At 62.5% G+C, this 21,573-nt stretch carries 23 protein-coding genes; 7 read left to right on the forward strand and 16 right to left on the reverse strand.

The annotated features are described in order from the left end of the window. Positions 1-299: 299 nt before the first annotated feature. The 8 genes from V8P77_RS24960 to V8P77_RS24995 all read right to left on the reverse strand — a co-directional run bounded on the left by V8P77_RS24960 (position 300) and on the right by V8P77_RS24995 (position 8,513). On the reverse strand, positions 300-761 hold the full coding sequence (locus V8P77_RS24960; protein WP_025393395.1) for a plant virulence effector HPE1-like domain-containing protein: 462 nt from the start codon (positions 759-761) through the stop codon (positions 300-302). A gap of 99 nt (positions 762-860) precedes the next feature. Continuing rightward, the gene (gene purD / locus V8P77_RS24965; protein WP_335914654.1) at positions 861-2,138 is read right to left on the reverse strand and encodes a phosphoribosylamine--glycine ligase; all 1,278 of its coding nucleotides are present in this window, start codon (positions 2,136-2,138) and stop codon (positions 861-863) included. A gap of 65 nt (positions 2,139-2,203) precedes the next feature. Continuing rightward, positions 2,204-4,138, reverse strand: a complete 1,935-nt coding sequence (locus V8P77_RS24970) for a DUF2207 domain-containing protein (protein WP_335914703.1) — start codon at positions 4,136-4,138, stop codon at positions 2,204-2,206. Positions 4,139-4,176: 38 nt separating this feature from the next. Next, a complete protein-coding gene (locus V8P77_RS24975; protein WP_335914655.1) occupies positions 4,177-5,439 on the reverse strand; it encodes a 3-phosphoshikimate 1-carboxyvinyltransferase in 1,263 nt (420 codons plus the stop codon). 91 nt (positions 5,440-5,530) lie between these two features. After that, positions 5,531-6,082: a LemA family protein gene (locus V8P77_RS24980; protein ID WP_335914656.1), complete on the reverse strand. Its 552-nt coding sequence runs from the start codon at positions 6,080-6,082 to the stop codon at positions 5,531-5,533. Positions 6,083-6,220: 138 nt separating this feature from the next. After that, positions 6,221-7,177 (reverse strand): glycine--tRNA ligase subunit alpha, encoded by a 957-nt coding sequence (locus V8P77_RS24985; RefSeq protein ID WP_011650682.1) that lies wholly within the window; start codon positions 7,175-7,177, stop codon positions 6,221-6,223. Between the two features lie 265 nt (positions 7,178-7,442). Next, positions 7,443-7,634 carry a membrane protein gene (locus tag V8P77_RS24990; protein ID WP_025393388.1) on the reverse strand — a complete coding sequence of 64 codons (192 nt, stop codon included), beginning with the start codon at positions 7,632-7,634 and terminating at the stop codon, positions 7,443-7,445. A gap of 18 nt (positions 7,635-7,652) precedes the next feature. Further along, the gene (locus tag V8P77_RS24995; RefSeq protein WP_335914657.1) at positions 7,653-8,513 is read right to left on the reverse strand and encodes a S49 family peptidase; all 861 of its coding nucleotides are present in this window, start codon (positions 8,511-8,513) and stop codon (positions 7,653-7,655) included. Positions 8,514-8,699: 186 nt separating this feature from the next. On the opposite strand from V8P77_RS24995, the gene V8P77_RS25000 reads away from it, so the two are divergent. Beyond that, entirely contained in the window at positions 8,700-10,040 is a 1,341-nt protein-coding gene (locus V8P77_RS25000) for an Nramp family divalent metal transporter (RefSeq protein WP_335914658.1), read from the forward strand. A gap of 29 nt (positions 10,041-10,069) precedes the next feature. Here the strand turns inward: V8P77_RS25000 and V8P77_RS25005 are convergent, their stop codons facing one another. Then, a complete protein-coding gene (locus tag V8P77_RS25005) occupies positions 10,070-10,840 on the reverse strand; it encodes a tRNA1(Val) (adenine(37)-N6)-methyltransferase (protein ID WP_335914659.1) in 771 nt (256 codons plus the stop codon). Positions 10,841-10,846: 6 nt separating this feature from the next. Next, on the reverse strand, positions 10,847-11,074 hold the full coding sequence (locus tag V8P77_RS25010; RefSeq protein WP_003545870.1) for a putative signal transducing protein: 228 nt from the start codon (positions 11,072-11,074) through the stop codon (positions 10,847-10,849). Positions 11,075-11,182: 108 nt separating this feature from the next. On the opposite strand from V8P77_RS25010, the gene V8P77_RS25015 reads away from it, so the two are divergent. From V8P77_RS25015 to moaB, 4 genes are all read left to right on the forward strand, one after another. Further along, positions 11,183-12,199 carry a polyprenyl synthetase family protein gene (locus V8P77_RS25015; RefSeq protein WP_017959192.1) on the forward strand — a complete coding sequence of 339 codons (1,017 nt, stop codon included), beginning with the start codon at positions 11,183-11,185 and terminating at the stop codon, positions 12,197-12,199. A 134-nt stretch (positions 12,200-12,333) separates the two neighbouring features. Beyond that, on the forward strand, positions 12,334-14,166 hold the full coding sequence (locus tag V8P77_RS25020) for a tetratricopeptide repeat protein (protein WP_335914660.1): 1,833 nt from the start codon (positions 12,334-12,336) through the stop codon (positions 14,164-14,166). Between the two features lie 62 nt (positions 14,167-14,228). Continuing rightward, positions 14,229-15,140, forward strand: coding sequence for a 4-(cytidine 5'-diphospho)-2-C-methyl-D-erythritol kinase (locus tag V8P77_RS25025; RefSeq protein WP_335914661.1), 912 nt, complete (start codon positions 14,229-14,231; stop codon positions 15,138-15,140). Further along, the gene (gene moaB, locus V8P77_RS25030; RefSeq protein ID WP_335914662.1) at positions 15,140-15,691 is read left to right on the forward strand and encodes a molybdenum cofactor biosynthesis protein B; all 552 of its coding nucleotides are present in this window, start codon (positions 15,140-15,142) and stop codon (positions 15,689-15,691) included. The genes V8P77_RS25025 and moaB overlap by 1 nt, the downstream gene beginning before the upstream one ends. Before the next feature lie 15 nt (positions 15,692-15,706). On the opposite strand, the gene V8P77_RS25035 is transcribed toward moaB, so the two are convergent. Both V8P77_RS25035 and V8P77_RS25040 read right to left on the reverse strand, forming a co-directional pair. After that, positions 15,707-16,042 (reverse strand): hypothetical protein, encoded by a 336-nt coding sequence (locus V8P77_RS25035; RefSeq protein WP_335914663.1) that lies wholly within the window; start codon positions 16,040-16,042, stop codon positions 15,707-15,709. Positions 16,043-16,220: 178 nt separating this feature from the next. After that, a complete protein-coding gene (locus V8P77_RS25040; RefSeq protein WP_027666600.1) occupies positions 16,221-16,739 on the reverse strand; it encodes a glycosyltransferase family 2 protein in 519 nt (172 codons plus the stop codon). Positions 16,740-16,878: 139 nt separating this feature from the next. On the opposite strand from V8P77_RS25040, the gene V8P77_RS25045 reads away from it, so the two are divergent. Both V8P77_RS25045 and rnhB read left to right on the forward strand, forming a co-directional pair. Next, the gene (locus tag V8P77_RS25045; protein ID WP_335914664.1) at positions 16,879-18,036 is read left to right on the forward strand and encodes a PA0069 family radical SAM protein; all 1,158 of its coding nucleotides are present in this window, start codon (positions 16,879-16,881) and stop codon (positions 18,034-18,036) included. Positions 18,037-18,259: 223 nt separating this feature from the next. After that, positions 18,260-18,949, forward strand: a complete 690-nt coding sequence (gene rnhB / locus V8P77_RS25050; RefSeq protein ID WP_029872629.1) for a ribonuclease HII — start codon at positions 18,260-18,262, stop codon at positions 18,947-18,949. A 350-nt stretch (positions 18,950-19,299) separates the two neighbouring features. On the opposite strand, the gene V8P77_RS25055 is transcribed toward rnhB, so the two are convergent. From V8P77_RS25055 to V8P77_RS25070, 4 genes are all read right to left on the reverse strand, one after another. Continuing rightward, entirely contained in the window at positions 19,300-19,788 is a 489-nt protein-coding gene (locus V8P77_RS25055; protein WP_335914665.1) for a F0F1 ATP synthase subunit B, read from the reverse strand. A gap of 3 nt (positions 19,789-19,791) precedes the next feature. After that, on the reverse strand, positions 19,792-20,415 hold the full coding sequence (locus tag V8P77_RS25060) for a F0F1 ATP synthase subunit B (RefSeq protein WP_025393375.1): 624 nt from the start codon (positions 20,413-20,415) through the stop codon (positions 19,792-19,794). Between the two features lie 77 nt (positions 20,416-20,492). Beyond that, on the reverse strand, positions 20,493-20,720 hold the full coding sequence (locus V8P77_RS25065; protein WP_003545854.1) for a F0F1 ATP synthase subunit C: 228 nt from the start codon (positions 20,718-20,720) through the stop codon (positions 20,493-20,495). Between the two features lie 67 nt (positions 20,721-20,787). Continuing rightward, on the reverse strand, positions 20,788-21,540 hold the full coding sequence (locus V8P77_RS25070; protein WP_017959181.1) for a F0F1 ATP synthase subunit A: 753 nt from the start codon (positions 21,538-21,540) through the stop codon (positions 20,788-20,790). Positions 21,541-21,573 lie beyond the last annotated feature (33 nt).

Raw genomic sequence — 21,573 nt, forward strand, 5'->3', positions numbered from 1 at the left:
GGACGCGTCTACCGCTGCTAAAACAAACATGCTGCGACCGGGTAAGGAACAATTGATGCTCACCCCATAAAAAAGCTTTAACTTTATTGTTCGCGGCGCGAGTTTCCCTAAAAATCGAAGGGTAATTTACAAGGCAAAACCGCCGGATCTCAGCATATGAAAACAAGAATGCACCCTCGCTGCTCATCGAGGGTGCATTCGGTCCACCGGTGGTGGAACCCCAAGCGATCGAAACCTTGATTACGCAGGGGCAGGGAACTTTGGTTTTAAAGCGCCGCGCACTTTTGCGCGACATGCTCCTAGAAACGCAGCTTGAATTCGGAAACGTTAAGGGCTGCCGGTTGTTCCGCCATGCCGGCCGCAACGGGCCTGGCGTCGCCGCCGATGACAGCCGCCGTCGTCGCATTCATGTCGATTCCGTCTGCAGGCGGGGCGGAAGGCGCCGCGGCAAGCATCGCTTCCGGGGTCGCCTTGCTGACGAAGACGACGGGCGAGCCGCCCATCCAGCCTTCGGTGCGATAGATCTTCTTTTCGCCGCCGACATCGCGGATTTCACTCGCCTGGAGGACGCCGGGCTTCAGCTCCGGCACCGTATAGTCCTTCTTGGTCAGCTCGGCCTGGAGCGGCGGGCAATGGGCGCAGGTTTCGGTGACGATGCTGCCTTCAGCGGACGGCGCGGTCTTGCCGACCACCTCGATCGAGGACGCCATCGCAGAACCTGCCATCAGCAGGATTGCCGCACCGAGGAAAATCTGACGCATCAAAGTTACTCCGTCTCATCTTCGGAGCAAATTAGCGCAGCTTTGTTTCCATCTCGTCAGGGGAAAGGGTAAAAATTTATAAAATGCGGCGGTTTATGCTCATTCCGAGCCGGTTTCGCGCTCGATCGCGCGCCAGCCGATGTCGCGCCGGCAGAAGCCGTTTTCCCATCTCACCCTGTCGAGCAGCGCGTAGGCGCGGTCCTTGGCCTCGGCGACCGTGCCGCCTGACGCGGTGACGCTCAGCACGCGGCCGCCGGTCGCAACCAATGCGCCATCCTTCAGACCCGTGCCGGCATGAAACACCTTCTCGCCCTCGCCTGCATCCGGCAGGGAGAGGATCGGTGTGTTCTTCTCGTGGGCGCCGGGATAACCCTTCGAGGCCATGACCACCGTCAGTGCCGGATCGTCGCTCCATTCGGCCTTGACCTGATCGAGCGTGCCGTTGGCGGTGGCGAGCAGCAGCGGCAGCAGATCGCTCTTCAAACGCATCATCAGCACCTGGCATTCTGGGTCGCCGAAGCGGACATTGTATTCGATGAGCTCCGGCCCCTTCCTGGTGATCATCAGCCCGGCGAAAAAGACGCCGGAGAAGGGATGGCCGCTCTCGGCCATGCCGCGCATCGTCGGTTCGATGATCTCCTTCATGGTGCGCTCGACCATTTCGGCGGTCATCACAGGCGCCGGCGAATAGGCGCCCATGCCGCCGGTATTGACGCCGGTATCACCCTCGCCCACCCGCTTGTGATCCTGCGCGGTTGCGAGCGGCAGCGCATGTTTGCCATCGCAGAGACAGAAGAAGCTCGCCTCCTCGCCATCGAGATAGGCTTCGACGACGACTTCAGCGCCGGCAGCGCCGAAGGCGCCCTCGAAGCAGTCGTCGACGGCAGCCAGGGCCTCGTCCAGCGTCATCGCAACCGTCACGCCCTTGCCGGCGGCAAGACCATCGGCCTTGACGACAATCGGCACGCCCTGGGCACGGATATAGGATTTCGCCTTCGGTCCATTGTTGAAGCGCTGGTAAGCGCCTGTCGGAATATCGTAGCGGGCGCAGATATCCTTGGTGAAGCCTTTGGAACCCTCGAGCTGGGCGGCGGCAGCGGAAGGACCGAAGACCGCCAGGCCATCGGCGCGCAGCCGGTCGGCGAGGCCGGCAACCAGCGGCGCCTCCGGGCCGACGACGACGAAATCGATCGCCTTGTCCTTGCAGAAGGCCGCGACCGCTTCGTGATCCTCGACATTCAAGGGCACGAGGATGGCATGTTCGGCAATGCCGGGATTGCCGGGCGCGGCATAGAATTCGCTCATCAACGGCGATTGCGCCAGCTTCCAGGCGAGCGCATGCTCGCGTCCGCCCGATCCGATCAACAGAACCTTCATGCGCCACCCTTTCCTTTTCTGTCTGGCGGTTAAGGGCCAGGGGCCGAAAGGTCAAGCAGGAAAGCTTACCAGCCCCCGCCTCCACCGCCTCCGCCACCGCCGCCGGACGAGCCGCCGCCGGAAAAACCGGAGGATGATCTCGACGGCGGCGGTGAAGGTATCGTCGACGCAATGGTCGAGGCCATCGACGAGGAAAAGCCGCCGATACGATCGGAGAAGTTGCCGCTGTTGAAATTGCCGGAATACCAGGCGGGCGCATAGGCAGCAGCCGCGCCGGCGGCAGCGGCCGCAAGCCAGGTCTCGAAGGTGCGCGACCAGGGCTTTTCGACGCCGAGCGCCACCGCATAGGGCAGCAGCGTCTCGAAATGCCGCGGCGACATTTCCGGGGCACCAGCCGTGTTCATCCGGTCTTTCTCGGCAAGCGTCAGATACTGGCGCAGGCCGTCTATGCCATCCATCATCTTGGCACCGAGTGGGGTCGGCGCACCCATGATGAAAAAATAGAGAATGTTCAAAAGCACGATGCCGCCGACAGCAAAGAGCATCGGCGTTTCGTGCAGTTCCACCAACGAGGAGGCAAGCGCCAACCCCATGGTCGCCAGGATGCTGATGCCGACGAAGACGCCGATCGCAGCGGAGATGATGGCGATGATCTTGCCGAACAGCGACTTGCCGCGATGCAGCGACCTGACGAGGCCGGCGACGAAGACCGAAACGAAGACCGAGATGACGATCGGGATCAGCATCACCGCGATGGTGTCGGGCTCCAGCGAACCGAAAACGAACAGGATCACCAGGGCCGCGGCACTGAGCGCGATGCCGCCTGCGGTATAGATCAGGTTGGAATTGTAATATTTGCCGCGATGCTCCTTCTCGATCGCCGAGCGGAATGCCTGGCCGACTGACTTCACCCGCTCGCCATTGGCCTTGTCGATCGTCAGCGTCGAGCCGGCGCCACCGGCGACCTTCAGCAATTCGATCTCGCCGGCCTGGAATTTCTCCTTGCCGAGCGGCTTGCCGGTTCCGCGGATGACGATCGAGTTCTTCAGGTCTTCCAGCTTGACGTAACCGCGGACGGCAAGATTGAGCGCGGTGGCGGACAGCGCCGTCCAGCCCTCTCCGGAGAAGCCCTTATTGTCGATATAGTTGACCAGCGCCGGCGAGATACCATCCGGCGCGTCCCAGCGTGGCACGACGACGCCACGGGCGGGATCGCGGCCGACCTTCAGCCAGGAGCGCGTGTAATAGGCGAAAACGAGGATCAGGCCGCCGAAGCCGATGAAATAATTGCGGTTGTCCTTCAGCCACCAAGTGCTTTCCATGTCCGCGCTCGGCGGATCGATCGACCCTTTCGGCATGCGGATTGCAAAGGTCAGCCCTTCGTTGGGGCCAAGGGGCGTGGTGGTGGAAAAGACCAGGCCAGCGCCGGTCTGGTTGACGCGGGCGTTCTTTCCCGTCGCGCCCTGCGGGCCGGTGAAGAAGGTCGTCTCCGTCGCGCCGACGCCGGGCGGCAGCGTCACGGTCGCCGTGGCCGAAAGCATCGGGAAGATCCAGCCATTGCCGGTGACGTTCCAATAGAGTTCGTCATGATCGTCGAAATAGCGGATCTGGCGATTGGTCCTGTAGGTGAAGACGTATCGATGACGGCCCGGCGTTACCGTCACATCTGCAGAACCGGCATAGATGCGGATACCGCCAGATATGGATTCGGTGTGCCAGGGCTCGTCCTCGCCATCGCGCTGGACCGAGACCATATCGAAATCAACGCTGCGACGACGGCCCGCGGCATCGGTGAAATAGAGCGGGAAGTCACGGAAGATGCCGTGGTTGATCTGATTGCCCTCGGCATTGACGGTGATCGTCTCCGTCACCGACATCGCGCCGCTCTTTTCCAGCGCGATATCGGAGGCGAAACTGTCGATCACCTCGGCGGCAAAGGCCGGTGGGGCGGTCAGCATCAAGAGCAGTGCAAAGCAAAATCCGAAAAACCGACGCCCCATCGCAGTCTCCCCGCCGGCAGCCTCGGCTGCGTGTTTCGTCAATCTTTGTCCTGATAGGTCACGCCGAGTGCCGCCAGCGTCCGCCAATAGGCGGGGAAGGTCTTGCCGACGCAATCGGGATCGAGAATGGTGATGCCGTCGATCTTCAGCCCGGCGAGTGCGAAACTCATGGCGATGCGGTGATCGGCGAAGCTGTCGATCTCAGCCGGCAGCGTCTGACCGGCGAGAGCAGGATCGGAATGGACGATCAGATCGTCGCCGTCCTCGACGGCCAGGCCTCCGCGGATATTATTGAGCCCCGTGGACAGGGCGCGGATGCGGTCGCATTCCTTGACGCGCAGGTTGGCGATGCCGACGAAGCGAACAGGCGTCTCGTTGAACGCGGCAAGCACGGCAAGGGTCGGAACGGCATCCTGCATCTGCGAGCCGTCGATTTCAGCCGGCAGATGCGGGAATTTGGCGATCGCCTCGTAGGCCTTGGCATCCGGCTGGGTGAAGGCAACGTTCGGCACGCCGAGATCGATCTTGCCACCACTCAGCACTTCGGCCGCCCAGAGATAGGTCGCGGCGGATGCATCCGGCTCGACGATGAAATCGGCGGCCCGGTAGCCGGTCGGCTCGACGCGCCAGGTGACGGGACTGGTCTTTTCGACCTTGGCGCCGAAGGCCTTCATCGCCGCCGTCGTGAGATCGATATAGCCAAGCGCGCCGATATCCTCACCGACGAGTTCGATATCGACAGGACGGTCGCCGCCGGCCGCCATCATCAGGAGCGCCGAAACATATTGGCTGGACAGGCCGCCATCGATCAGGATTCGGTCGGCCTCAAAGCGGCCGGTGCCCCTGACGGTGACCGGCGGGCAGCCGGTCTCGGCGGTGACGTCGATGCCGAGCGTGCGCATCGCCTCGACCAGCGGGCCGATCGGGCGCTTGCGCATATGTTCGTCGCCATCGACGATGACGGTGCCGTCGACCAAAGCCGCAGCCGCCGTCAGGAAGCGGGTCGCCGTGCCGGCATTGCCGAGGAAGAGCGGCGTTTTCGGCGGCAGCAGCCTGCCGCTGCCGGTAACGACGAAGGTGGTGTCGTCGGGCTCATCGATCGCGACCCCCATGGCGCGCAGCGCTTCGGCCATATAACGCGTATCATCGCTCTTCAGCGCCCCGGTCAGTCGGCTCGTGCCCTTCGCAAGGCCGGCGAGCAGAAGCGCGCGATTGGTGATCGACTTGGAGCCCGGCGGCATGGCGCGGCCCGAAAGCGGCCTGCCCGGCGGGATGATCGTGAGTTTGGCTGTGCGTGTCATGCTGTTCTTCCGTCCATAGGGCGACCCTAAAGCGCGTCGCGATCTGCCCTTGCTCTTAGTCGCTTTCTGGCAAAGGCAAAATGCCGGATCGTCAGAATTTCACGGTGGGGACGGCGCGGTCGGCCTCGTTGGTGATTTCGAAATATTCCCGCTTGGCAAAACCGAACTGGCCGGCAACGAGATTGGACGGGAAACTTTCGACCTTGACGTTCAGGTCGCGGGCGGCACCGTTGTAATAACGCCGGGCCATCTGCAGCTCGCCTTCCATGGTTTCCAGCGAGGCCTGCAGCTCGGCAAAGTTCTCGTTAGCCTTGAGATCGGGATAGGCCTCGGCGAGTGCGATGACCCGGCCCAGCGCCTGACCGAGCAGACCTTCCGCCTGCGCCCTGCCGGCAACATCGCCTGATGGCACGGCCTGCGCCTTATTGCGGAGCTCAACCAGCTCTTCGAGCGTGGTCTTTTCATGGGCGGCATAACCCTTGACCGTCTCGATCAGGTTCGGGATCAGGTCGGCGCGGCGCTTGAGCTGCACGTCGATGCCCGACCAGGCCTCTTCCGCCATCTGCCGCGCGCGAACCAGGCCGTTGTAGACGAAGACGAGATAGAGCGCGACCAGAACGATGACGCCAAGTGCAATATACATCGCGAATCCCCCGCAGCGAAGTAATGTCCGGGCGGACACTAAGCGGTTTTGGCGGCTGCGGTCAAACGTCGACATCTCCGAGGATTCGGGTGCCCGACCAGCCGCTTATATGGACGATACGGCCGGCGGGCTGTAGCGTCACGCCGCCTCTTTCGAGAGGTTGACACCGCCGGCGTCCGTCAGCAGGAAGGCTTCGCCGCAGGCCTTGGCGAGGGTGCGCACGCGCAGGATATAGCTCTGGCGCTCGGTGACCGATATGACGCCGCGGGCGTCGAGCAGGTTGAAGACGTGGCTGGCCTTGATGCACTGGTCGTAGGCCGGGAAGACGCATTTGTGCAGGCGCTGGTTGGCGTTGTCGCCGGGGGCGCCGGCATCGAGCAGCGCCCGGCATTCCTTCTCTGCATCGACGAAATGGCGGTGCAGCATCTCGGTATTGGCGAATTCGAAATTGTGGCGCGAATATTCCTGTTCGGCCTGCAGGAAGACGTCGCCATAGCTGATCTTCTCGTCGCCGTCGCGGCCGTTGAAGTTCAGATCGTAGACATTGTCGACGCCCTGGACATACATGGCGAGGCGTTCGAGTCCATAGGTCAGTTCGCCAGCGACCGGCGAGCATTCGATGCCGCAGACCTGCTGGAAATAGGTGAACTGCGAGACTTCCATGCCGTCGCACCAGCACTCCCAGCCGAGGCCCCAGGCGCCGAGTGTGGGGCTTTCCCAGTCATCTTCGACGAAGCGGATGTCGTGCAGCAGCGGATCGAGACCGATCGCCGCCAACGAGCCGAGATAGAGCTCCTGCAGGTTTGGCGGGTTCGGCTTCAGGATGACCTGGTACTGGTAATAATGCTGCAGGCGGTTGGGGTTTTCGCCATAGCGGCCGTCGGACGGGCGCCGCGACGGCTGGACGTAAGCCGCCTTCCAGGGCTTCGGACCGAGAGCGCGCAGAGTGGTGGCCGGATGGAAGGTGCCGGCGCCGACTTCCATGTCGTAGGGCTGCAGCACCGCGCAACCCTTGTCCGCCCAGTAGTTATGCAGGGTCAGGATCAGCGCCTGGAAGGAGCGCTTCGGGTTCATATGGTCTGGGATAGCTGACATCGAACGGCACCGATTGCTTGTGATTTATCGGCGCCACAGGTGCCATGGAGGGCGGCGGGGGTCAAGACTTTTGCGGCGGAGAAAAACCCCTCCCCAACCCCTCCCCACAAGGGGGAGGGACTAACCCGGAGCACCCGCCTCGCTCCTCCCGAAACGTCGAAGATCTGGAAAGCGGGTGCGACAAGTGAAGCCCCTCCCCCTTGTGGGGAGGGGTTGGGGAGGGGTCTAGGATGCCGGATGAGCGGCAGATGAGTGGCGACGCGTCTTATTCTCCCTCGCGCTTCAGCCGGTATTCCCCCGTCTCCGGGTCCTTGACCAGCGTGCCGATCGCACCGGTCTGGCGTTCCTTTTCGGCACGGCGCGATTTTTCGGCAAGCTTACGGGCATCGGAGACGAAGCGGCGGTAGAGCCACCAAGCGGAAAACACCAGGATCAGGATCGTGATAAGCTGTGCCATGCCCCTCTCTTGCTCCTCTCAAAGCCCGAAGCGGCTCCACAATGCTCTCTCTTCCGCCGCTTCGACAAGCCCCGTCGCGAGACCGGATGCAGCACCTTCGAGTGTCACAGGAGATACACCGGGAATCCGGCGGCCGAACAGGCCACGGCCGGCCGTGACGAGCTCCAGTTTGGTCTTCTGGCCGTAGCGCCGCTTCAATTCCTGGCGCATGTCGCCGAGGCCGTCGATCAGGCCAAGTTCGAGGCCGCGTGTGCCGCTCCAGAACAGGCCGGAAAACACCGCCGCATCGTCCCTCAGCTTGCCGGCGCGACGCTCGCGCACCATTGCGATGAAGACCTGATGGATTTCGAGCTGCAGGCTCTTCAGGTACTCGATATCCTTTTCCTTTTCCGGCTGAAAAGGATCGAGGATCACCTTGTTTTCGCCTGCCGTATAGACGCGGCGTTCGACGCCGATCTTCTTCAACAGCTCGGGAAAGCCGAAACCGCCGGAGACGACGCCGATCGAGCCGACGATGGAGGTGGCGTCGGCGATGATCTCGTCGCCGGCAAGCGCGATCATGTAACCGCCCGAGGCGGCGACATCCTCGACGAAGACCAGAACCTTCTTCTGCTTCTCGCGGGCGAGCTCGCGAATGCGGGTGAAAATCAGGCGCGACTGCACGGGCGAGCCGCCCGGCGAATTGATGGAGATGGCGACCGCCGGTGCGTCCTTCATGGCGAAGGCCTTTTCCAGAACCGGAGAGACATTGGCGAGGTTGAGGATCGGTCGGAACTGGCCGCCGCCACTGATGATCGCCCCCTGCAGGCGAACGACCGGAATGGTGATGCCGTCCTTGCGGAACCGTTTCGGCATCAGTTTTCTCAAGAATCCGGCCATTTCCCATCCTTCGCTTCGGGTCGCACGATCGTCACCCATGTATGCGCTGGAACGACAAACGCAATGGCTGCGTTCCTGAAAACATTGGGCCTGAAAACATTGGGTTTGAATTTGTTGTTGCGAATGACTTGCATTGTCATTCTAACTCGTCATAGTGCAGTGCACGATAAAACAGGTCGAAATCGCATGGACGTCCTCAATTCGAATACAAAGAGCGGCTGGCGGCATGAACGCGGAGAAGCATCGCTGTCGGATGTCTACCGCACCGTCGGAACCGGACGTCACAGCTCGATGTGGCGAAGGGCGGCAGCCTTCGCCGGGCCGGGCTACATGGTCGCCGTCGGCTACATGGACCCCGGCAACTGGGCGACATCGCTCGCCGGCGGCTCGAAATTCGGCTATGCGCTGCTCACCGTCGCGCTGCTTTCCAACCTGATGGCGATCGTGCTGCAATCGCTCTGCGCGCGCCTCGCGATCGCCTCCGGCCGCGACCTCGCGCAGGCCTGCCGCGACGCCTTTCCGAAATATGTCTCGCTGCCGCTCTGGGCCTTTGCGGAAATCGCCATCATCGCCACCGATATCGCCGAGGTGATCGGCACGGCGATCGGCCTCAACCTGTTGATGGGCATCCCGCTCGAACTCGGCGTGCTGATCACCGCGCTCGACGTCTTCGTGATCCTCTTCCTGCAGAAGCTCGGCTTCCGCTGGGTGGAAGCCTTCATCATCGCGCTGCTCGGCGTCATCGCGGTCTGCTTCGGCGTGCAGATCCTGCTGGCCGACCCGCAATGGGGCGCGGTTCTCACCGGCTTCTTCCCGACGACCGAGATCGTCACCAATCCCGAGATGCTCTACCTGGCGCTCGGCATTCTCGGCGCGACCGTCATGCCGCACAATCTCTACCTCCACTCCGGCATCGTGCAGACGCGGGCCTATGGCCATACGGTTGCAGAAAAGAGGGAGGCGCTGACCTTTGCGACGATCGACTCGACGGTCGCGCTCTGTTTCGCGCTGCTGATCAATGCCTCGATCCTGATCCTGGCGGCCGCCGCCTTCAATGCGCACGGCAAGACCGACGTCGTCGAACTCGGCGATGCCTATTCGCTGCTGTCGCCGCTACTCGGCCTCGCCATCGCGCCGACGCTGTTCGGCATAGCGCTTCTCTGCTGCGGTCTCAACTCGACGGTGACGGCGACGCTTGCCGGCCAGATCGTCATGGAAGGCTTCCTCAAGATCCGGCTGAGGCCGTGGGTGCGCCGGCTGATTACCCGTGCCATCGCCATCGTGCCGGCAGCGATCGTCACCATCTGGTATGGCGACCAGGGCACGGCGGAGCTGTTGATCCTCACCCAGGTGGTGCTCAGCCTGCAGCTTTCCTTCGCCGTCTTCCCGCTGGTGATGTTTACCGCCAACAAGGCCAAGATGGGCGAGCTCGTGGCGCCGCGCTGGCTGAGTGGGGTTGCCTATCTGATCGCGATCGTGATTGCCGGGCTGAACGTCAAGCTGCTCCTCGACTTCGTCACCGGCTGAAGCATTTTCAGGAAAAGTCTGAAGCCAGCCTAAAGCCTGGCATAGGCCGCCCGGCCATTGTTGAAATCATCGACGAGAGGGGAGAACTTGTGGCTCCCCTCTTCGTGCATGATGAGGGCCGCACGCAGCGATAGCCGCGCCCGCGATCCCTTGATCGCTGTCACCAGGATCCGCACGGCATTTTCGCCCGGACGCGGATGGATGGCGGTGATCTCGATGCCGCCGAAGCGCCGGCCGCAGGCGTCGATGATCTCGGCAATCGACTGGGGCCTGGCGATCAGCGACAACTGTCCGCCTGGGATCATGATGGCGCCGGCGGTACGGATCCAGCTTTCGAACAGGCCGTCAGTCATCGCATGGGCTTCGGCCTTCAGCGCATCCGGCGTGCGCCGGTCGCCGGCGTCGTTGAAGGGCGGGTTCATGATGACGTGGTGGAAGCTCTCATCGGTGAGCCCCGCATCGTTGCGCGCCTTGGCGGTCAGCGTCACATCGGCCTCGACGACGCTGACGCGGCCGGCGATATGGGCATTGTCGGGCAACAGGATGCTGCGGCGGGCATAACCGGCCATCTCGGCCGAGCGTTCGAAAAGCACCACTTCCGCATCGGCAAGACGGGAGGCGACGGCAAGGCCGGCAGCACCGGCGCCGGCGCCGAGATCGGCAACCCTGACCGGACGATCGTCGGCGACGAGCGCCGCAAGCAGCATCGCATCCATGCCGGAGCGATGGCCCCTGCCCTTAGGCTGCACCACATGGAAGCCGCCGCGATGAAAGGCATCGACAGTGTCAGTGGCGGTCATCGAAGCTCACTTCCGTTCGCGCAGCTCGCCGCCGAGACCGGCATCGGTGAGGATGCGGCGCGCCTGATCGGCCATCTCTTCATCCACCAGCAGGCGGCGCGACAGCATGCCGAGCGAGCCTTCCAGCACGCTCATGCCCTGATCGGCTATGAAGCAGTGAATCCCAGCATCCTTCATCAAACTCTCGGCATAAGAGAGAAGAACGGGGTCGTTGGCGCGGATAAGCTCATGCATTTGCCGTCGTTTTCCTTCCAATTTCGCTCAGCGCGACAATTCACCCCTTGCCGCGTCCATCGCCCCTTTCTATTGTCAGATGCAATGAATGAATAGGAGTCCGGGTCGTTGGGCGTGGTCATACCGCTTGAAGAAAGCAAAAACAAACTGGCATCCATAAAGCCGCTGGTCGATCTCACCAGGGCGGATATGGAGCGAGTAAACCAGCTCATTCTCTCCAAGGCCGGCTCCGATGTGCAGATGATCCCCGAAGTGGCGAACCATCTCATCTCGTCCGGCGGCAAGCGGCTGCGGCCGATGCTGACGCTGGCTTCCGCATCGCTGTTTGACTACAGGGGCGAAAACCACGTCAAGCTCGCCACATCGGTCGAGTTCATGCATACGGCAACGCTGCTCCATGACGACGTCGTCGACGAAAGCGATCTGCGCCGCGGCAAATCGACGGCGCGAATGATCTGGGGCAACCAGGCAAGCGTGCTGGTCGGCGATTTCCTGCTCGGCCAGGCCTTCCGCATGATGGTCGATGTCGGCTCGCTCGATGCGCTGGACGTCCTGTCTTCCGCCGCCTGCGTGATCGCCGAAGGCGAGGTGCTGCAGCTTTCCGTCGCCAAGAACATGGAGACGACGGAGGACGATTATCTCTCGGTCATCCGCGCCAAGACGGCGGCTCTCTTTGCCGCCGCCGCCGAAGTCGGGCCGATCGTCGCCGAGGCCGGCCGGTCCGGCCGCAATGCGCTGAAATCCTATGGCATGAATCTCGGGCTCGCCTTCCAGTTGGTCGACGATGCGCTCGACTACGGCGGCAAGGCGGCCGATCTCGGCAAGAATGTCGGAGACGATTTCCGCGAGGGCAAGATCACCCTGCCGGTGATTCTCGCCTATCGCCGCGGCACCGCGGATGAGCGCGCCTTCTGGCGCGATGCGATCGAGGCCGGCAACAGCACCGACGCCAACCTCGAAAAAGCGCTGGGGCTGATCACCAAATACGGCACGCTGAGCGACACGATCGGCCGCGCGATCCATTACGGCACGATCGCGCGCGATGCGCTTGCGCCCCTTCCCGATACGGTCTGGAAATCCGCCCTGATGGAAGTGATCGACTTCTGCATCGAGCGCGTCAATTGATCAAACGTCCTTGATCGTAGGCTGATTTTCTTGCAGCACCGCTTCAAAAAAGCCATCCTGTTATGAATCAGTGATCGCAACTGATTTTGCGGCCGGCACCATTTGTCGGGACGCTGTCGAAGAAAGGTTTCCTAATGCGGCAGAGAATTGCCATCCGTCTTCTTACGAGCGCAGCGCTGGCCGCTGTCCTTTCGCTCAGCGGTGTCGGCGGCGCGAACGCCGAGGATGCGGCCAAGACAGACGATGCCGGCACGGCCGTTCACTTCGATGCGGACAGCGTCACCACTTTCTCCGGCGCCTTTCTCGCCGCGCGCACGGCCGATGTCGATCATGACTATGAAACGGCGATCGAACTCTACAAGAAGGCGCTGCAGATCGAGCCCGGCAATCCGGAGATTCGCCAGCGGCTGATGATCTCGCTGCTGCTCAATGGCGATATCAAGGACGGCGTCAAATATGCCAACGACCTGAAGGGCGATCCTTCCGTCGAGCGCATCACCACGATCGTGCGCGGCATGGATGCCGTGCGCCGCGACGACTTCAAGTCCGCCGAGGCCATCCTGAAATATAAGGGGCCGAACGATCTCGACCGGATGATGAACGACCTGCTGCTCGCCTGGGCCCGCGTCGGCGCCGGCCGCGGCAAGGAAGCGCTCACGATGGTCGAGAAGATGAAGGGGCCGGACTGGTTCCGCATCTTCCAGAATTACAATGCCGGGGCGATCGCCATCGTCACCGGCGACGTGAAATCCGCCCGAAAGCATCTGAACGATGCCGTACTCGACAAGGAGGGGGGCGCAACGGCGCCCGACACCTTCATGCGCGCGGTGATGGCGCTTGCCCGTCTCGAAGCAACACAAGGCAACAAGCAGAAGGCGCTCGACGCCGTTTCCGTCGGCGACAACCTGTTGCCGAACTATGCGCCGCTGAACGCGCTGCGCGACAGTATCGAAAAGAACGAGAAGCAGGAACAGCAGGTCAAGACGGCTGAAGAAGGTGCCGCCGGCGTGCTCTTTTCGGTCGGCGGCGCGCTGAACCGCGACGGGGCCGAGGATATCGTCTCGCTTTACCTGCAGACGGCCAAGGCCCTCGATCCGAACAGCGCCGATACGCTGGTGCTGCTCGGCGGCATTGCCGAGAAGCAGAACCAGATGGACCGCGCCATCGCGCTCTACAAGAAGGTGCCGGAGAATTCGCCGATGCGGCGCATCTCCGAGCTGCAGCTCGGCCTTGCCCTTGCCCAGGGCGGCAAGGTGGATGAGGCGCGCAAGCATCTGCAGGCGCTGATCGCCTCCGACCCGAAGGACATTCGCAGTTACCTCGCCTATGGCAGCGTGCTCTCCGACGCCAGGGACTACCAGGCGATGGCCACGAATTACGACAAGGCCGTCGAAGTGATCGGCCCCATCCCCGGCCGCGCCAACTGGAGCGTCTTCTTCCAGCGCGGCATTGCCTATGAGCGGCTGAAGAAGTGGGACCAGGCGGAACCGAATTTCCGCAAGGCGCTGGAGCTCAATCCCGACCAGCCGCAGGTGCTGAACTACCTCGGCTATTCCTGGATCGACATGAACCGGAACCTCGACGAAGGTCTCGGCATGATCAAGAAGGCCGTCGATCTTCGCCCTGACGACGGCTACATCATCGATTCGCTCGGCTGGGCCTATTTCCGCCTCAACCGCTTCGACGAAGCCGTCGACGAGCTGGAGCGGGCCGCACAGATCAAGGCCGGCGACGCAACGATCAACGACCATCTCGGCGATGCCTACTGGCGCGTCGGGCGCAAGCTCGAGGCCGTCTACCAGTGGAATCGGGCGCTCGCCTCCGAGCCTGAAGCTGCCGAGATCCCGAAGATCAAGGACAAGGTCGCCAATGGCCTGCCTCCCATCAGTGACGATGCCAAGGCGGCCGATAAGAAGCAGCCGGATCCGGCGCCCGTCACCCCGCCGCCGGTCGACAAGAAATCCTGACGGGCCATGCTGGAAACCATGCCGGATGGGGCTTGGCTGGATTCAGATCAAAGAAATAGAGCATGATGTCGTCCGAAAACCGCTCACACTTTTCGGCATCATGCTCCAGCATCACCGAGGAAGCGCGCGCGAAAATCAACCTGGCCCTGCATGTGACGGGCCAGCGGCCGGATGGCTATCATCTGCTCGATATGCTGGTGACCTTCGCAGATCATGGCGACCGGCTGGGCTTCATGCGGGCGCCGGCCGACAGATTCACCCTGTCGGGCCGTTTCGGTGAGGTACTTGCCGGCGACGGCGGCACCAACCTGGTGCTGAAGGCCCGCGACCTCCTGCGCGCGGCAATCGGTCCCCTCGCCTTTCCCGTCCGCATCCATCTCGAAAAGAACCTGCCGATCGCCTCCGGCATCGGCGGTGGCTCGGCCGATGCGGCAGCAACGCTGCGCGGGCTGATGCGGCTCTGGGGCACGACATTATCGGCGGAGACGCTTGCCGCGCTGGCCCTGAGGCTCGGCGCCGACGTGCCGATGTGCCTGGAGAGCCGGCCGCTGATTGCCCGCGGCATCGGCGAAAAGATCGAACCCGTGCCTCAGCTTCCGACCTTTGCCATGGTGCTCGCCAATCCGCTGAAGGGCGTCTCGACGCCTGAGGTTTTCCGCCGGCTGGCGACAAAGAACAATCCGGCCCTGAGCCTGGCACAGAGCCCGTCTCAGACTGCCGACTGGCTCGCGGCGATTGCTGCGGCCCGCAACGACCTGGAGCCACCGGCGCGCGAACTCGTGCCCGAGATTTCGGAGATCTCGGCGATGCTGCACGCTCACGGTGCGCTGTTGACCCGCATGTCCGGTTCCGGCGCCACCTGCTTCGGCATCTTTGCGAGCATGACTGCTGCCGAAGATGCGGCGGCAGCTCTTCACGACAAGCGCCCTGGCTGGTATTTCCAGGCGACGGAAACGGTTTCGGGAGGCGCATGATGGCAGGTCTGGACGAAAAGCGGCCCTTCATCGCGGTCGGCATTGCGGTTCTCACGGTCTCGGATACCCGCACGCCGGAGACGGACAAGTCAGGCGACACGCTGGCGGCGCGGATCACGGAGGCGGGGCATAGGCTGGTCGACCGGGCGATCGTGCCCGATGATCGCGAAAAGATTGCCGCGCAGGTGACGGCCTGGACTGAGAGAGAAGACATAGACGTCGTCATCACCACAGGCGGCACCGGCTTTACCGGCCGCGATGTGACGCCCGAGGCGCTGGAGCCTTTGTTCGAAAAGCGGATGGACGGCTTTTCCGCCATCTTCCACCGGATCTCCTACGAGAAGATCGGCACGGCGACGATCCAGTCGCGCGCCACGGCAGGTGTTGCCAACGCCACCTTCATCTTCGTGCTGCCGGGTTCGCCCGGCGCCTGCCGGGATGCCTGGGACGGCATTCTGAAAGGACAGCTCGACTATCGCAGCGTGCCGTGCAATTTCGTCGAGATCATGCCGCGTCTGGACGAGCACCTGAAACGCGGTGCCACCAAATAGACCCATTTGCTTGCGCTATGTCGCAAGGCCCGGCAGGACGGGCATCGTGTCCCAGCTGTCACCCGACAGCAGGACGCAGCTTATGCCGTGAACATCCGTGATAATGAGTGTCCAGGTGCCGCTTTCGGCGGCATAGACCTCGAGAACGGCGTTCTGGTTGATCAGTCCGACCGCCGTGAGCTTTTCGGCGAAGTTCTTGTCTAGGAAATTGACGATTTCGGGTCGGCCTGCGCAACTGCGCATCATCTGCGATGCTGCCGAATGCGGATGCGCGATCACCAATGTCGGCAATATGACGGCCATGAGGCCGTAGATCATACCGCGTACGCCGTAGATCATACCGCGTGCCATGACGCACCTCCTTTCGCCGGGAACCCGGCAGAAGAGGAGATTTTCGCTGACCTGTTCTGCCGTTCACCGGCATTCCATGGCCATTCCGTTGCGAAGCGAGGCGCTTCGACGGCGCCATGCGCTAATTATAGCGCGAAATCCTATTGGGCGCCATCTTTTGCGCAGGCGATCGAGAGCCCTATCGCGCAGCGCGAGCGACCCAGGAGGGAATGAGTTCACTCGCCAGCCGACGCGGCTTCTGGCCCTTGACGAATTCGGTGAGCCGCATGCCGCTTTTGGCGGTGGCGAGTGCCAGCTTCTTCGGCATCAGCAAACCAAGCTCCAGCGGCGGCACGGCACGGCCGACACGCTGGAAGAACGGGCGCCTATAGCCACGCGAAGCGGTAAAGCGCGCCGGCAGCTTGTTCAGTGCGACATATTCGGCGATCTCATCGATCCAGCCGGCCTGGGGTCTGGCGCCCGGCTCGACGAAGAGCAGCCATTCGCCGCGCGCTGCGCGGACGATGTCCTTGATATCCCACTGCGAATGGAAGCGGCAGCCGGCGGCGTCGGCCACCCGCGAGGTGCCGTCGCGCGAGCCGTGATCGAGCACGACCACATCGCTCACCAGCCCCTCCACCGCGCCTGCCACCAATACCGATAAGGTCTGTGCCAGCTCAGATTCCTGATCCTGACATTCGAGAACAACCGTCAACATTGACTATTTATAATGCGCCGCACAAAATTTTGCCAGCAACGTTTTCCTTATTTTGTTCTTGCTTTGTTCTCGTTTTACGGATAGGAATTTAATCAGCAAAACGGGCGGAGGCGATGGCTTTCCGCCGCGGGAGAATCCGATGAGAGAGCAGTCCCTGGCAGGGCAGGCCGCATTCGCGCCTGCCAATACGGCAGATATTGCCGATGCGATGATCGTGTCCTCCGGCCTGAGAATCGAGGTCGACCGACGGCGTGGGCGTGGGGCGGGACTGAACCCGACAGGTCGGTTCGAGCCACTGCAGCGGGAGACCGTCGACGATGGCTGGCAGACTTGGGAAGAGCTGCCGCCTTTCAAGACGGAAGTGCAGGTCGAGAAGCCGCGCACGGCCATCACCCGCAACGAATCGCCGGACCTTTCCTTCGACCGCTCGATCAATCCCTATCGCGGCTGCGAGCACGGATGCATCTATTGTTTCGCCCGGCCGACACACGCCTATATGGGGCTTTCTGCGGGGCTCGATTTCGAGACGAAGCTCTTTGCCAAACCCGATGCGGCAAAACTGCTGGAGCGGGAGCTCGCCAAGCCGGGCTACAAGGTGCGGGTGATCGCGATCGGCACCAATACCGATCCCTATCAGCCGATCGAGAAGGAATGGCGCATCATGCGCGGCATTCTCGAGGTATTGAACAAGGCGAACCATCCGGTATCGATCGTCACCAAGTCGGCGATGATCCTGCGAGATCTCGACATCCTGCAGGAGATGGCGGCTAAGAACCTGGTGCGCGTCGGCATCTCGGTGACCACGCTGGATCGCAAGCTTGCCCGGACGATGGAGCCGCGTGCCGCCACGCCGCCGCGGCGGCTGGAGACGATCCGCACCCTTGCCGAAGCAGGCATCCAGACGGCTGTGATGGCCGCTCCGCTCATCCCGGCGCTGAACGACCACGAGCTGGAGCGCATCCTCGAATCGGCCAAGGCTGCCGGTGCTGCGGAGGCCAGCTATGTCATCCTCAGGCTGCCGCTCGAGGTCAGCCCGCTGTTTCGCGATTGGCTGCTGCAGCATTACCCCGATCGTTACCGGCATGTGATGTCGCTGGTGCGCTCGATGCGCGGCGGCAAGGATTACGATGCCGAATTCGGCAAGCGCATGAAGGGCGCCGGTCCCTATGCCTGGCAGATCGCCCGGCGCTTTGAAATGGCCGCCCGACGTTTCGAGCTGACGCGCCGCAGCGTGCCGCTGCGCGATGATCTGTTCGTGCCGCCGGATGGCAGCGGCGTACAGCTGTCGCTGCTCTGACATTTTATTTTTTACGCAATTCCGGACGGAAAACCGCTTCGCACTTTTCCTGGAATTGCTTCAAGCTTGCGCATCGGCATCTCGACAAAACCGCCCTGTTTTCGAGCCCGAGCGCAATTCCCGCGGATGGCCCTGACCGCCACCATCCGCCGGACCGGTCCCCGGCCGCCGCCCTGATCCGGGGACTTGCGGGAAATCGGGTTGGCGTGCGAGGTTCAGCCGCATGAAACCTCGCACGCCACCCGATTCTCCCCTGCTTTTCGACACGGCTCCGCTCGTGCCGGATTTCCGACTGGAACTCAAAGCCCGCAAGGCGGGCCACTGGCCGGTCGCCGGCGCCGACGAGGCTGGCCGCGGGCCGCTGGCGGGACCCGTCGTGGCGGCCGCCGTCATCCTTGATCCCCGGCGCATCCCTGAGGGTCTGAACGATTCCAAGCAGCTTTCGGCGCAACGGCGCGAGGAACTGTTCGTGCAGATTCTGGCGACCGCGACCGTCTCCATCGCCTCCTCGAGCTCGACGCGCATCGACGAGACGGATATCCGCAAGGCAAGTCTCGACGCCATGCGCCGGGCCATCTGCAGCCTCGCCATTCCGGCCAGCTACGTGCTGACCGACGGGCTCGACGTGCCGCCCGGCCTTGACTGCCCCGGACAGGCCGTGGTCAAGGGCGATGCCCGCTCGGTCTCGATCGCCGCCGCCTCGATCGTCGCCAAGGTGACGCGCGACCGGATGATGGCGCGGGCCCATAGCGTGTTTCCGGACTACGGCTTTGCGGCGCATGTGGGCTACGGCACGGCGCAGCACCGGGCCGGTATCGAGAGACACGGCCCCTGCTCGCTGCACCGGATGAGCTTCAGGCCGTTGCGCAAGACCGAGAACGGTCCTGAGACGGACGAGCTGCTTTCCGAATAGGTTATTCAAAAGATCGGGATTTGCGCGAGCTTGTCCCAATACTGTCCGGTTCACACCGAAGGCTGCCCCTCACCCTAACCCTCTCCCCGTAAACGGGGCGAGGGGACGTGCCCTGCGAGAGGTAGGCGGGGGACGGAGAGGCCCGCCGCATATCCCCTTCTCCCCGCCTGCGGGGAGAAGGTGGCGGCAGCCGGATGAGGGGCTGACGCTGGGTGAAGGCACCGGACCGCAGCGGGATTGACCGAACATATGCCGTCGATTGCAGAGGATCCTCGGCACGAGACCGAGTAATCAGCAAAAGAAAAGGCCGGGACATACCCGGCCTTTTCTCTCAATCTTTTGGAAGCAGTTCAGTTCAGCCGCGTCTTGACCTGGCCGACGGCATTGCCGAAGAGCTCGGACTGGATCTTGGTGTCGGCCCGCTTGGCAAGCACGGTTTCAGCAGCCGCGATGGCGAGATCGACGGCAGCGGAACGCACCGCCTTCATCGCCTCGACCTCGGCCTGCTTGATCTTCTGCTCGGACAGCGCCGTGCGGTTGGCGACGAATTCTTCCGTCTTCTTCTTCGCTTCGGCGGTCAGCATTTCGGCTTCGCGCTCGGCGGCGGCAACGATGTGGGCCGCTTCGGCTTCCGCTTCCTTGCGCTTGCGCTGGTATTCGGCGAGCAGGTGTTGGGCCTCCTCGCGCAGACGCTTGGCTTCGGCCAACTCGTTGCGGATCTGGTCGGCGCGGTCGTCGAGCGACCGTGCCATCATGCCCGGAACCTTCAGGTAAACGACCAGCGCCAGGAAGAGGACGAGGCCGACAAAGGCGAAGAAAGTCGCATCAAGAAATTCCATCGATCAAGCCTCCTTCTTGGCAGCCGCGACGGCGGCGGCGACATCGGCCTTGGCGACGGTGCCGCCGATCAGCTGATCGACAACGGCAGCCGCCGTTTCCTCGGCAATGGTGCCGACGTCGGCGAAGGCCTTGGCCTTGATCTCGCCGATACGCAGCTCGGCAGCCTTAATCTTTTCCGAAAGGCTCGCCTCGACAGAGCGGCGTTCCTCTTCGGCCTTGGCCTTGGCGGCGTCGCGTGCGGCGGAGCCGATCGCGTTGGATTTGGCGCGGGCAGCGGCCAGTTCACCTTCATAGGTCTGGACGGCGGCGTCGGCTTCGCCCTTCAGGCGGCCTGCCTCTTCCAGATCCTGGGAAATGCGCGTGTGACGCTGATCGAGGATGGTCCCGATGCGCGGCGCGATGACCTTTTGCATGAGCAAATAGAAGACGCCGAACGTGATCACCAGCCAGAGCAGCTGGGACGCGTAGGTCGTCGAATCGAAAGGCGGAAAAGGGCCGCGGGCGTGTTCGCCTTCGGCAACACCAGTCTCGGTATGGACCTCGCCTGCGGCCGGAGCGGCGTGCGCATCCGTACCCGTCGCTGCCGCCGGTGCTTCCTCAGCGTAAGCCGGGGTCACAAAAAACATGCTCACCTCCAGGTGGACTGCAAATGCAAAGGATCACGGCTTGCGGTCGCAGGCCGTGATCCATCTATTCGCCGATATCAGACGGCGAAGAGGAGGAGGAGAGCGACGAGCAGCGAGAAGATGCCCAGAGCTTCCGTAACGGCGAAGCCGAATACCAGACGGCCGAACTGGCTGTCAGCGGCAGACGGATTGCGCAGTGCGCCGGAGAGGTAGCTGCCGAAAATATTGCCGAGGCCGAGAGCCGTACCGGCCATACCAAAGCAAGCCAGGCCTGCACCGATGTACTTTGCTGCTTCCGCTTCCATGTTGAACTCCTTTGAAATGGTTGTTGCGGCGAATGACTGACGCCCATTGACGTCGATGTCGTTATCCTTAGTGCCCGCCCGGATGGATTGCATCGTTGAGGTACATGCAAGTCAGCACCGCAAAGACGTAAGCCTGGAGGAAGGCGACGAGGAACTCGAGACCGGTCAGGGCGACGGTCATGATGAGGGGAAGAACGGCGCCGCCGATACCGAGAGCACCCATGGTTCCGAGCGAGGCGACGAAGCCTGCGAACACTTTGAGCGTGATGTGACCGGCGAGCATGTTGGCGAAAAGACGAACCGACAGCGAAATCGGTCGCGACAGGAAGGAGATGATTTCGATCGTGACGACCAGCGGCAGCAGAATGCCCGGCACGCCCGAGGGCACGAAGACATTCAGGAAGTGGAAGCCGTGCTTATAGAAACCGTAGACGAGAACCGTACCGATAACCAAAATTGCGAGCGCGAAGGTGACGATGATCTGGCTCGTCACCGTGAAGAAATACGGGAACATGCCGAGCAGGTTGGCCGTCAGGACGAACATGAAGAGCGAGAAGACCAGCGGGAAGAATTTCATTCCCTGCTTGCCAGCGCCTTCCTTCAGCATGTTGGCGATGAATTCGTAGGACATTTCGGCGACCGACTGCGAACGGCCCGGCACGATGGCGCGGTTCGAGGTCGAGAAATAGAGGAAGCCTGCAGCAGCGGCAGCTGAAACGGCCATGAAGAGCGATGCATTGGTGAACGAAAAATCAATTCCGCCGATTTCGATCGGCACAATCTTCTGGATCAGGAACTGATGAGTCGGATCGTTAGACACCGCTTGTTCTCTCTCTTTGGCCCGCAGGACGCG

Source organism: Rhizobium aouanii (assembly GCF_037002925.1).
Classification (GTDB): domain Bacteria; phylum Pseudomonadota; class Alphaproteobacteria; order Rhizobiales; family Rhizobiaceae; genus Rhizobium; species Rhizobium aouanii.

Bases quoted from the DNA above. Each gene is read 5' to 3' on its own strand.
- V8P77_RS25035 (WP_335914663.1), bottom strand. From the start codon at position 16,042: ATGGCACGCGGTATGATCTACGGCGTACGCGGTATGATCTACGGCCTC.
- V8P77_RS25025 (WP_335914661.1), top strand. From the start codon at position 14,229: ATGATGTCGTCCGAAAACCGCTCACACTTTTCGGCATCATGCTCCAGC.
- V8P77_RS24990 (WP_025393388.1), bottom strand. From the start codon at position 7,634: ATGGCACAGCTTATCACGATCCTGATCCTGGTGTTTTCCGCTTGGTGG.
- V8P77_RS25055 (WP_335914665.1), bottom strand. From the start codon at position 19,788: ATGGAATTTCTTGATGCGACTTTCTTCGCCTTTGTCGGCCTCGTCCTC.
- V8P77_RS24975 (WP_335914655.1), bottom strand. From the start codon at position 5,439: ATGACACGCACAGCCAAACTCACGATCATCCCGCCGGGCAGGCCGCTT.
- V8P77_RS25060 (WP_025393375.1), bottom strand. From the start codon at position 20,415: ATGTTTTTTGTGACCCCGGCTTACGCTGAGGAAGCACCGGCGGCAGCG.
- V8P77_RS25010 (WP_003545870.1), bottom strand. From the start codon at position 11,074: ATGCATGAGCTTATCCGCGCCAACGACCCCGTTCTTCTCTCTTATGCC.
- rnhB (WP_029872629.1), top strand. From the start codon at position 18,260: ATGAAACCTCGCACGCCACCCGATTCTCCCCTGCTTTTCGACACGGCT.
- V8P77_RS25000 (WP_335914658.1), top strand. From the start codon at position 8,700: ATGGACGTCCTCAATTCGAATACAAAGAGCGGCTGGCGGCATGAACGC.
- V8P77_RS24970 (WP_335914703.1), bottom strand. From the start codon at position 4,138: ATGGGGCGTCGGTTTTTCGGATTTTGCTTTGCACTGCTCTTGATGCTG.
- V8P77_RS25005 (WP_335914659.1), bottom strand. From the start codon at position 10,840: ATGACCGCCACTGACACTGTCGATGCCTTTCATCGCGGCGGCTTCCAT.
- V8P77_RS24985 (WP_011650682.1), bottom strand. From the start codon at position 7,177: ATGTCAGCTATCCCAGACCATATGAACCCGAAGCGCTCCTTCCAGGCG.
- purD (WP_335914654.1), bottom strand. From the start codon at position 2,138: ATGAAGGTTCTGTTGATCGGATCGGGCGGACGCGAGCATGCGCTCGCC.
- V8P77_RS24960 (WP_025393395.1), bottom strand. From the start codon at position 761: ATGCGTCAGATTTTCCTCGGTGCGGCAATCCTGCTGATGGCAGGTTCT.
- V8P77_RS24980 (WP_335914656.1), bottom strand. From the start codon at position 6,082: ATGTATATTGCACTTGGCGTCATCGTTCTGGTCGCGCTCTATCTCGTC.
- V8P77_RS25065 (WP_003545854.1), bottom strand. From the start codon at position 20,720: ATGGAAGCGGAAGCAGCAAAGTACATCGGTGCAGGCCTGGCTTGCTTT.
- moaB (WP_335914662.1), top strand. From the start codon at position 15,140: ATGGCAGGTCTGGACGAAAAGCGGCCCTTCATCGCGGTCGGCATTGCG.
- V8P77_RS25045 (WP_335914664.1), top strand. From the start codon at position 16,879: ATGAGAGAGCAGTCCCTGGCAGGGCAGGCCGCATTCGCGCCTGCCAAT.
- V8P77_RS25040 (WP_027666600.1), bottom strand. From the start codon at position 16,739: ATGTTGACGGTTGTTCTCGAATGTCAGGATCAGGAATCTGAGCTGGCA.
- V8P77_RS24995 (WP_335914657.1), bottom strand. From the start codon at position 8,513: ATGGCCGGATTCTTGAGAAAACTGATGCCGAAACGGTTCCGCAAGGAC.
- V8P77_RS25020 (WP_335914660.1), top strand. From the start codon at position 12,334: ATGCGGCAGAGAATTGCCATCCGTCTTCTTACGAGCGCAGCGCTGGCC.